Source organism: Streptomyces katrae, assembly GCF_000966975.1.
GTDB lineage: Bacteria > Actinomycetota > Actinomycetes > Streptomycetales > Streptomycetaceae > Streptomyces > Streptomyces katrae.
The window spans coordinates 1-2,267 of record NZ_JZWV01000180.1 but is presented as its reverse complement, the minus strand read 5'-3'; the positions used below and the strand labels follow the sequence as shown (position 1 = coordinate 2,267).

At 72.8% G+C, this 2,267-nt stretch carries 3 protein-coding genes; all 3 read left to right on the top strand.

The window, feature by feature from the left end; all coding sequences use genetic code 11:
- Window positions 1-2 precede the first annotated feature (2 nt).
- Window positions 3-1,436: an MBL fold metallo-hydrolase RNA specificity domain-containing protein gene (locus tag VR44_RS08650; RefSeq protein WP_045946813.1), complete on the top strand. Its 1,434-nt coding sequence runs from the start codon at window positions 3-5 to the stop codon at window positions 1,434-1,436.
- A gap of 94 nt (window positions 1,437-1,530) precedes the next feature.
- Window positions 1,531-2,001, top strand: coding sequence for a cyclic nucleotide-binding domain-containing protein (locus tag VR44_RS08645; RefSeq protein WP_045946812.1), 471 nt, complete (start codon window positions 1,531-1,533; stop codon window positions 1,999-2,001).
- A 10-nt stretch (window positions 2,002-2,011) separates the two neighbouring features.
- The coding region (locus VR44_RS08640) for a CBS domain-containing protein (RefSeq protein WP_045946811.1) at window positions 2,012-2,267 on the top strand (256 nt) is incomplete at its 3' end.

The window sequence follows — 2,267 nt, the reverse complement described above, 5'->3', positions numbered from 1 at the left end:
CCATGTCCCTGCCGACCCCGTCTTTCGCACCCGCCCCCGCCAGGTCCCGCCCCGCACTGGTCCGCTTCCTGGGCGGCGTGCGGACGGTCACCGGGAGCAAGTTCCTCGTCGAGAGCGACCACGCCCGGATCCTCGTCGACTGCGGGCTCTTCCAGGGCATGGCGGACCTGCGGCGCCGCAACTGGGACAAGCTGCCCTGCGACGCCGCCGACATCCACGCGGTCGTGGTCACCCACGCCCACCTGGACCACTGCGGGTACCTGCCGCGGCTGGTCCGGCAGGGTTTCCGCGGGCCCGTCCTGACCAGCGCGTACACCGCCCGCCTCGCCGAGATCGTGCTCCGCGACAGCGCGAAGCTGCAGACGGAGGCCGCCGAGCACGCCAACCGGCACGGCTGGTCCAAGCACCGGCCCGCCAAGCCCCTGTACGACGATGACGACGTCGACCACACGGTGAAGTTCTTCGACCCGGTTCCCGTCGGCAGCGAGGTCGAGATCATGGGCGGGACGAAGCTCACGCTCCACCACGGCGGCCACATCCTCGGCTCCGCCTGGGCCCATCTGACCCTGGAGGACGGCCACACCCTCGCCACCAGCGGCGACCTCGGCCGGCCCGGCCACCCGCTCCTCCTGCCGCCCGAGCCGTTCACCGGCGCCGACGCCCTCCTCATGGAGTCGACGTACGGCAACCGCCGGCACGACCACGAGACCGCGCGACGCGAATTCGCCTCGGTGATCACCCGCGCGCTGTCCCGGAGCGGCACGGTGGTCATCCCGGCCTTCGCGATCGACCGCACCGAGGTCGTCCTGCACGAACTCGCCGCGCTCCGGGACGACGGCACGCTCCCCCGCCACGTGCCCGTCTACGTCGACAGCCCCATGGCCCTGGCCGCCCTCGACGTCTACCGCGACGCCGTCCGCTCCCACGCGCCCGAGCTGCGGCCCGAGATCATCGCCGCCGGCGAGGCCGCCATCAGCCCGGATCCGTTCCTCGCCGCCCGCACCGTCCAGGAGTCGATCGACATCAACGGCGCCACCGGCCCGGCGATCATCGTGTCCTCCGCCGGCATGGCCACCGGCGGCCGCGTCCTGCACCACCTCCACCGCACCCTGCCCGACCCCCGCAACGCCGTCGTCATCGTGGGCTTCGCCGCCGCCGGGACCCGGGCCCGGGACCTGGTGGACGGCGCACGGGTGCTGAAGATGTTCGGCGAGTACGTCCCCGTGCGCGCCGAGGTCGCCGACGTCCCGCACTTCTCCGCCCACGCCGACGCCGGCCAGATCGTCGACTGGCTGCGCACCGCGCCGCCCCCGCACACGACCTACCTCGTCCACGGCGAGGAGAGCGCCGCCGAGACCCTGCGCGACCGGATCACGGACGAGCTGGGCTGGACGGCCGTCGTACCCAGGTCCGGGGAGGCCGTCCTGGTCCGCTGAGGAGGGCCGGACGGTCCCGCGGTCTGCACCGCGCGGCCCTCCCGGCTCCCGCGGCACCCGGCGCACGGTGAGGGGAAAGGGCTGGAGGCACCCCATGAGCACCCTGCACAGCATCCTCGAGCAGATGACCCCGGAAGCACGCGAGGCCCTGCTCGCCCACTCCCACCGGGTCACGTTCCCGGCCGGCACCCGCATCTTCAAGGAGCGCCGGCGGGCCGAGAAGTTCTGGATCATCGAGTGCGGCACCGTCGACCTGGACACCCACGTGCCCGGCCACAAGGACGCCATCATCGACACCCTCGGCTACGGCGAACTGCTCGGCTGGTCCTGGATGTTCCGCCCCTACACCTGGCACCTGGGCGCCACCGCCACCCACGACGTGATCGCCCTCGAGTTCGACGCCGCCGCCGTACGGGAGCTGTGCACCGAGGACTCGGCCGTCGGCCGCTCCGTCTCCACCGCCGTGGCCGCGGTCATCGCCGACCGGCTCGACGCCGCCCGCACCCGGCTCCTCGACCTGTTCGCCCCTCACGGCAGCGGAACCCCGCTCGCCCACGCCCGCTGAGGAACCCGCCATGGCCTCCACCCCGTACACCGTCGCCGACGTGATGACCACCAACGTCATCGCCATCACTCCCGAGACCGGCTTCAAGGACATCGCCGCCGCCATGGGGCGTTGGAAGGTCACCGCCCTCCCCGTCATCGAGGGCGAGGGCCGCGTCGTCGGCGTGGTCTCCGAAGCCGACCTCCTGCCCAAGGAGGAGTTCCACGAACACCGCCCCGGCCTGATCGAACAGATGCGCCGCCTCGGCGACACCGCCAAGGCCGGCT